Annotated in this window: 9 protein-coding genes; 5 read left to right on the forward strand and 4 right to left on the reverse strand. The window is 43.5% G+C overall.

Translation table 11 applies throughout. The features are described 5' to 3' along the window. Window positions 1-22 precede the first annotated feature (22 nt). Both E5329_RS04975 and E5329_RS04980 read left to right on the forward strand, forming a co-directional pair. A complete protein-coding gene (locus E5329_RS04975) occupies window positions 23-1,273 on the forward strand; it encodes a glutamate-5-semialdehyde dehydrogenase (protein ID WP_135988485.1) in 1,251 nt (416 codons plus the stop codon). A 62-nt stretch (window positions 1,274-1,335) separates the two neighbouring features. Next, window positions 1,336-1,869 carry a GNAT family N-acetyltransferase gene (locus E5329_RS04980; protein ID WP_135988486.1) on the forward strand — a complete coding sequence of 178 codons (534 nt, stop codon included), beginning with the start codon at window positions 1,336-1,338 and terminating at the stop codon, window positions 1,867-1,869. Window positions 1,870-2,265: 396 nt separating this feature from the next. Here E5329_RS04980 and E5329_RS04985 read toward each other — a convergent pair whose 3' ends face one another. Genes E5329_RS04985 through E5329_RS05000 form a run of 4 tightly spaced genes read right to left on the reverse strand, consistent with a single transcriptional unit; the run spans window position 2,266 to window position 4,595 of the window. Next, entirely contained in the window at window positions 2,266-3,294 is a 1,029-nt protein-coding gene (locus tag E5329_RS04985; RefSeq protein ID WP_135988487.1) for an aldo/keto reductase, read from the reverse strand. A gap of 33 nt (window positions 3,295-3,327) precedes the next feature. Next, window positions 3,328-3,786 (reverse strand): hypothetical protein, encoded by a 459-nt coding sequence (locus E5329_RS04990; protein WP_135988488.1) that lies wholly within the window; start codon window positions 3,784-3,786, stop codon window positions 3,328-3,330. A 33-nt stretch (window positions 3,787-3,819) separates the two neighbouring features. After that, the gene (locus E5329_RS04995) at window positions 3,820-4,215 is read right to left on the reverse strand and encodes a hypothetical protein (RefSeq protein ID WP_135988489.1); all 396 of its coding nucleotides are present in this window, start codon (window positions 4,213-4,215) and stop codon (window positions 3,820-3,822) included. After that, window positions 4,212-4,595 (reverse strand): PadR family transcriptional regulator, encoded by a 384-nt coding sequence (locus tag E5329_RS05000; protein ID WP_168356525.1) that lies wholly within the window; start codon window positions 4,593-4,595, stop codon window positions 4,212-4,214. Before E5329_RS05000 ends, E5329_RS04995 begins: the two co-directional genes overlap by 4 nt. 199 nt (window positions 4,596-4,794) lie before the next feature. On the opposite strand from E5329_RS05000, the gene E5329_RS29625 reads away from it, so the two are divergent. From E5329_RS29625 to E5329_RS05010, 3 genes are all read left to right on the forward strand, one after another. After that, window positions 4,795-4,971, forward strand: coding sequence for a hypothetical protein (locus tag E5329_RS29625; protein WP_168356526.1), 177 nt, complete (start codon window positions 4,795-4,797; stop codon window positions 4,969-4,971). A 111-nt stretch (window positions 4,972-5,082) separates the two neighbouring features. After that, window positions 5,083-5,469 (forward strand): hypothetical protein, encoded by a 387-nt coding sequence (locus tag E5329_RS05005; RefSeq protein WP_135988491.1) that lies wholly within the window; start codon window positions 5,083-5,085, stop codon window positions 5,467-5,469. 149 nt (window positions 5,470-5,618) lie between these two features. Beyond that, a complete protein-coding gene (locus E5329_RS05010) occupies window positions 5,619-5,933 on the forward strand; it encodes a hypothetical protein (RefSeq protein ID WP_135988492.1) in 315 nt (104 codons plus the stop codon). Window positions 5,934-6,299 lie beyond the last annotated feature (366 nt).

Here is a 6,299-nt window from a genome sequence, read left to right on the forward strand (position 1 = left end):
ATGCCGGAAGGGAGGAATCATTATGAACCTTACATTGGAACAGATTGGGGAGAAAGCCAAGAAAGCGGAAGTGACGCTGCGTACATTGTCTGCCAATCAAAAAAATAAAGCACTGACTACTTCAGCGGATTATTTAATGGCAAATATGAAAATGCTGTTAGAAGCCAACCACACGGATGTGGAACGAGCCAAAGAGAATGGTATGGCCCCTGCTCTGGTAGATCGTTTGCTTCTCACAGAAGCCAGGATCGCCCAGATGGCGGAAGGACTCAGGCAGATTGCAGGTCTGGATGATCCAGTCGGAGAGGTGCTGTCCATGAAGCAGAGGCCCAACGGACTTTTGATTGGGCAGAAGCGCGTGCCCCTGGGAGTCATCGGCATTATTTATGAGTCCCGGCCCAACGTGACGGCAGATGCATTCGGCCTGTGCTTTAAAGCGGGAAATGTGGTGATTCTCCGGGGCGGAAAAGACGCCATCCATTCCAATAACGCCATTACCATGACGTTGCAGGAAGCGCTGGCAAAATGTGAATTGCCCTCTGATGCAATTCAGCTCATTACAGACGCCAGTCATGAGACAGCGGCAAAATTCATGAAGCTGAATCAGTATGTGGATGTGCTGATTCCCCGGGGCGGCGCAGGGCTGATCCGCACTGTGGTAGAGCAGGCCACTGTGCCTGTCATTGAAACAGGAACCGGCAATTGCCATATTTATGTGGATGAAAGCGCAGACCTTGCAATGGCGCTGGATATTATTTTCAATGCGAAGACTCAGAGAATTGGCGTCTGTAATGCATGTGAATCCCTGGTAGTCCATGAAAAAGTAAAGGACGCCCTGCTTCCCCGGCTGGCGAAGCGGCTGGAAGAGAGGCAGGTGGAGCTTCGGGGAGATGAAGAAAGCAGGAAGGTGTGCGGCAGTATTTTGCCTGCAAAAGAGGAGGACTGGGGCATGGAGTACCTGGACTATATTCTCTCTGTCAAAACAGTATCTTCAATAGAGGAAGCAATTGCCCATATCAATCAATACAATACCGGGCATTCCGAAGCCATTATAACGAAAGATTATGATAATTCCAGGAAATTTTTGGATGAAATTGATGCGGCGGCCGTATATGTGAACGCCTCCACACGGTTTACCGACGGGTTTGAATTCGGATTTGGGGGCGAAATCGGCATCAGCACCCAGAAGCTTCATGCAAGGGGGCCTATGGGGTTGAAGGAGCTGACAAGCACAAAATACATTATATACGGAAACGGGCAGGTCAGGCCATAAATGGGGTCTGGAGTTTGAAGCTTGTCCATGGCACAGAAGATTTGAAAAGGAGATAAAAGAAAATGGCAGCTACCATTCAAATACTGTCAGAATCCAGGATCAGCCGGGATTTATTTCGGCATTTTAACCGCCATCAGGAAGTGACGCGCTGCTGGCGGAAGGAAGAAGGCAGTTGGATACTGAAAGATATTTCCTTTGTGGAGGAATGGAAGGACGCAGAGTATGAATTCCTGGTAAAATGCCTGAAAAATACGATAAATACAGGAGGTTTTGTATTTGGCTGTTTTGAAGGGGAAAAGCTTGTGGGATTTACTTCCGTGGAACAGGAACATTTCGGATCCAGAAAACAGTATGTGCAGCTTTCCTGCATCCATGTGTCCTGCGAATGCAGAGGGAAAAGATATGGAAAACGGTTGTTTGAGCGGGCGCTGCTGGCGGCGAGAAAATTAGAAGCGGAGAAATTGTACATATCAGCCCACTCTTCCCAGGAGACACAGGCATTCTACCATGCGCTTGGATGCGTGGAAGCGGAAGAATATAATGAAAAGTTATATGCGGCAGAGCCCTGTGACTGCCAGTTGGAGTTTGCGCTGTAAAGGATTGCTCCGGTGGTTAAATATCGACGTTTATACTTGCCCTAAACTTTGTCGGCATTTAACTGCCGGAGCGTCGTATCAGTACATATTTCTGGGAAGGAGGCCGATTCCCGTTCCAAGTTCCAAAATCTTCTGAGGTTTTCCCCAGTCAAATTCGGTTCTATTGTCTATGTTCTGGTTTTCATAAGGTTCTCTTCCCAGGTTTAGGCGTGTTTTAGTAATTGGTCAAGATTTATATGAAAGTTCTCAAAAATACAGGAAGAAATATTGTCGGAAAAGTTATATTGGTTGGAGCGGCATTCCTTTTCAAAATCGTGTAAATGTTTTTTTCGGATGGCGGCATGGAAATCTCCTTTCTTCTGGAGCGTTGGAAGAACGATACGTCAGGGCTCTGGCTTACAGAGGTTTTCCAGCCAGCACTTCCTTGTAATCTTTGTAGTTTTCTTCCAGAAGCCCAGGGGTGTCCAGCCCGTAGGGGCAGTGTGCCCTGCATTGGCCGCAGTGAATGCAGTCTTCGATCTTTTTCATCTTTTCCTGTACTTGCGGCGTAAGCTGCAGTTCAGATGGGGAGCGGCGCAGCAGCAGCGACATCCGGGCGCAGTTGTTAATCTCAATTCCAGCAGGACAGGTGGGGACGCAGTAGCCGCAGCCCCGGCAGAAGTTTCCTGCAAGCTGCTCTCTATCCCTGGCAATCAGGTCAGAAAGTTCCTGCGTCATAGCCGGGGGATTTCCAATATAGCTTAAAAATTCATCCAGTTCGGACTCCCGCTGGACGCCCCAGATGGGCAGAGCATTGTCGTACTGGGCCTGGAATGCGTAGGCAGCGGCAGAGTTGGTAATCAGTCCGCCGGACAATGCTTTCATGGATATAAATCCAATGTTTTCCTGTTTGCAGCGTGTGACAATTTCAATGTCTTTGTCTGTGGCAAGGTAGCAGAAGGGAAACTGCAAAGTTTCATACAGCCCGCTGTCAATGGCTTCGTGGGCGATTTTCAGCCTGTGGTTAGTGATGCCGATGTGGCGGACTTTCCCTTCTTTTCTGGCTTCTTCCATGGCTTCGTACAGTCCGGTTCCGTCTCCTGGCTTGGGGCAGAAGGATGGGTTATGGAACTGGTAGATGTCAATATAGTCTGTTTTCAGCAGGGTCAGGCTGGTATCAAGATCCTTCCAGAAATCTTCTGCATTCTGAGCGGCGGTTTTGGTGGCGATATAAATGCTGCTTCGGACGGGAGAGAGGGCTTCTCCAATTTTTACTTCGCTGTCAGTGTAGAACCGCGCAGTGTCAAAGAAGCGGATGCCGGCGTCATATGCCTTTTTCAGCAGTTTTCCAGCGTCTTCTGTAGTAATGCGCTGGATGGGGAGAGCTCCGAAGCCGTTTTTGTTAACGGTAATTCCTGTTTTTCCAAGGGTAACGGTTGTGTTCATAGTTTTCTCACCTTTCTGTTTGAAATATGTTGGTTATGAGATTACGCCGGAATTGCTGCATGTAATGGTTACGCCGGCGTTAAAGTATTCGTTGTTTTTGGAGATTTTGGCGCTTGTGGAAGCGGTATTTTTGGTGCGTGTGGTTGTCCTGTTGCTGTAACTCCATCCGCCTTCCATGGAATAGGTGGAAGAAGCGCTGGTGCAGGTGGCGGAGGAGCCGGTGTAGGTGAATGTGGCAGATAGTTTTATAGTGGCAACTGTCTTATTATTTCTTTTGCAAGTGGCAGTTTTTGTGGCGGTTTTAATATTGGAACGTGTATCTGAGGGAAATGTTGTTAGTTCGTAATCAACAGTATTTCCATTTTCCAATTCTATTTTTTCGTTAATGTTATAGAGCGAGGATGCAGGTGGAGAAGACTGCCTGGCATGGGAAGTGATGGGATTGCTTATAGTGAAGATAAGCGTTGCTATAACAAAAAGTATTTTTTTCATAGTGTGTTTCTCCTTAAGCTTGCATTTTAATAATTATTTTTCTTCTACCTCAAGGGATTCTTCTATGTAAATAACATTCAATTCCCGTGGTTTAATGTGATTAAAGTAGAAGCAGGTGACTGAAATAGTAAACAGAAGTACCAGAACGCCGCATCCAAATCTGGTAAAAAATTTCTTTCTGGCTGTATAGGCATTGATTTCTTCCGGCGGAACACTGTCCAGATAAAGCCGGGCCAGTTCCGCAGGCGTGCCGAAGTAGCTGGTGATTTCCTCATATCCGGCTGAGGTGTTTTCCAAAAGGTATTGCTGGATATCTTTTTTCATGTCTGTGGTGAAATTGCTGCGGTAATTGTGGGGACAAGCCAATAAACGCTTGGCGGCCCTTATGTAGCGTCTGACTGGTTTGCTGAAATTGCTGTTCATAATCATTCATCTCTCCTTGTATAAATCATGTCATCAAGATCAAGCATAAGATTGGCGGCAGTGGTGATTTCCCGGTATTTCCGTTTGATTTTAACCAGGTGTTCCCGTCCGCTTTCCGTAATATGGAAATAGATCCGTGTCCGGTTGTTGGCTACGGCAGTGCTTTCTTCGTCAATACAGCCGGCGTTTTTCAGCCGGTAGATATAAGGATAGAGAGATTTATAGGAAAAGGAACCATTGCTGATGCGGTTGATTTCCTGCATAATCTCGTAGGTGTACATGGGTTTTTGTTTTAGAAGGAACAGAACCAGCATTTCGCCCAGGCAGTTTTGCAGGCTTTCGGCAAAGCTGTCTTCTGTTCCAGTTATTTTGATTTTCCTGCTCATATGATTCTCCCGGCTATGCATATAGTTGGGGGGGGGTGAAAAGCCTTTTCTATTGGGAACTGACAGTTGTCTGGCAGTTTCAATTATGAATATCATACTACGGGCAGTTTTAAAAGTAAATAGTTTATAAAAAAAGTATTGGGAAGATTAAAAAAGGAATAGACAAGATGTAATGTTTTTTTGATTCTGGTGTAAAATATTGGAAAATATGGACGATATATATGATAATAGTTTTGGGTGGGAGAAAATCTGGATAGGAATTGGTGGAAGGGATAATGATTTTTTAAATATATATTTTATTTATAAAGTATATAAAGTGGTTGGAAGAGAAAGGAGGGACAGGAGGAAACAGAACATGAAGAAAGATAGCGGATAGGGGAAAATATTGTTTAGAGAGATTATTTCTGGAACAAAATTTATTTCTTATAAAGGGAGAAAGTAAAATGGATCAAAAAGTGATTATTCAAAAATTACAGGTGTAACTTTAATGGCGGTATTAGCGATATGTTTGTGCTTCGTTAATATTCAACCAGTATATGCAGACGAAGTAACAGATGATTTAGAAGCTGAAATTGCAGAAAAGAAAGCGGCTGGAATAGAAGTTCATGAACTTGTTAGTGATGATGGGAAAGTAATGGGTTATTTTCTGCCTAATGCAGAAATGGATGAACGGGAAGCTAAAACTACAAGAGGTTCGTTTAATTGGAAAACAGCCCCTAATACTGATCTTGGAGCAATAACAATATTTCTTTTGTTAAGGGAGATAGGATATATGTATCCGCATCGCAAAATCCTTCTGGAGCAGGATGTGTTAGTTATGTGGGGTTGCGTGATAACGATAATGGCTCTTTTGGCTATCCATCTTCATCTATAACGACAAATGGTTGGAGCAATGGCGTAATTGTAGTTGGGTATAGCGGACATTTTTCATTTTCTATTCGAAATAAGTCATCACGTACAATTACGTATAGTGGAAGTTACTCAGTTTAAAATTGTCACAAAAATGAAAGGTACAGAAATTATATGAAAAAGAAATTGATCTCAGTAGCAAGTTTACTCGGATGTTTTGTGTTAATTGGCATTACTGCACAGGCAGGCAGAGAAAGTTTTTATGAAAGCCAGTCGAATTTAGTAACGTTAAATGAGAGCAAATCAGAACATGAATATCAGGAATCTGCGATACAGCAGTCAGATTTTGACTCAAATTCTGAATCGAATGAGATAATTCTACATGAGGAAGAAGAGCAGGATGTGGAATTTTATGAAGAACAACCAAATTCAGCGCCGATATCTGAAGCAGAGTTGCATACTGATGGGGGACATGAATACATAAAATAATGATAAAAAGCCTTAATTGCCATATTCACTATTAGTGGTTAATGTTGTGCAATAAAAAATATAGTTGAAAATAAATTTTAGATAGAAATAATCTCTGTAAACAGTGTTTTAACGTGTGAGAACAATACAACTATCAGGCTAAAGGTACCTGTAAGGCCGTTTTTGGAGAAAAAGAGATCATACAACATTGGGCAGATTGCAAGTATGAAAGATGAATCTCAGACTCTGCCGAAGAATTTTAGTTTTTTATAAGAGAAACACCAGTTTACAACTTTTATAAATGATAGCCCTTTTGTTGGACAAGATATTTCAGGACTCTTATAAGAACAGATGATTTTATCATACTTTCGCTCTTTTTCACGAAAG

It is taken from the genome of Petralouisia muris (assembly GCF_004793545.1).
Taxonomy (GTDB): domain Bacteria; phylum Bacillota; class Clostridia; order Lachnospirales; family Lachnospiraceae; genus Petralouisia; species Petralouisia muris.

Excerpts from the sequence above, each read along its gene's own strand:
- E5329_RS04975 (WP_135988485.1), top strand. The coding sequence starts at position 23 with ATGAACCTTACATTGGAACAGATTGGGGAGAAAGCCAAGAAAGCGGAA.
- E5329_RS04980 (WP_135988486.1), top strand. The coding sequence starts at position 1,336 with ATGGCAGCTACCATTCAAATACTGTCAGAATCCAGGATCAGCCGGGAT.
- E5329_RS04985 (WP_135988487.1), bottom strand. The coding sequence starts at position 3,294 with ATGAACACAACCGTTACCCTTGGAAAAACAGGAATTACCGTTAACAAA.
- E5329_RS04990 (WP_135988488.1), bottom strand. The coding sequence starts at position 3,786 with ATGAAAAAAATACTTTTTGTTATAGCAACGCTTATCTTCACTATAAGC.
- E5329_RS04995 (WP_135988489.1), bottom strand. The coding sequence starts at position 4,215 with ATGATTATGAACAGCAATTTCAGCAAACCAGTCAGACGCTACATAAGG.
- E5329_RS05000 (WP_168356525.1), bottom strand. The coding sequence starts at position 4,595 with ATGAGCAGGAAAATCAAAATAACTGGAACAGAAGACAGCTTTGCCGAA.
- E5329_RS05005 (WP_135988491.1), top strand. The coding sequence starts at position 5,083 with ATGGCGGTATTAGCGATATGTTTGTGCTTCGTTAATATTCAACCAGTA.
- E5329_RS05010 (WP_135988492.1), top strand. The coding sequence starts at position 5,619 with ATGAAAAAGAAATTGATCTCAGTAGCAAGTTTACTCGGATGTTTTGTG.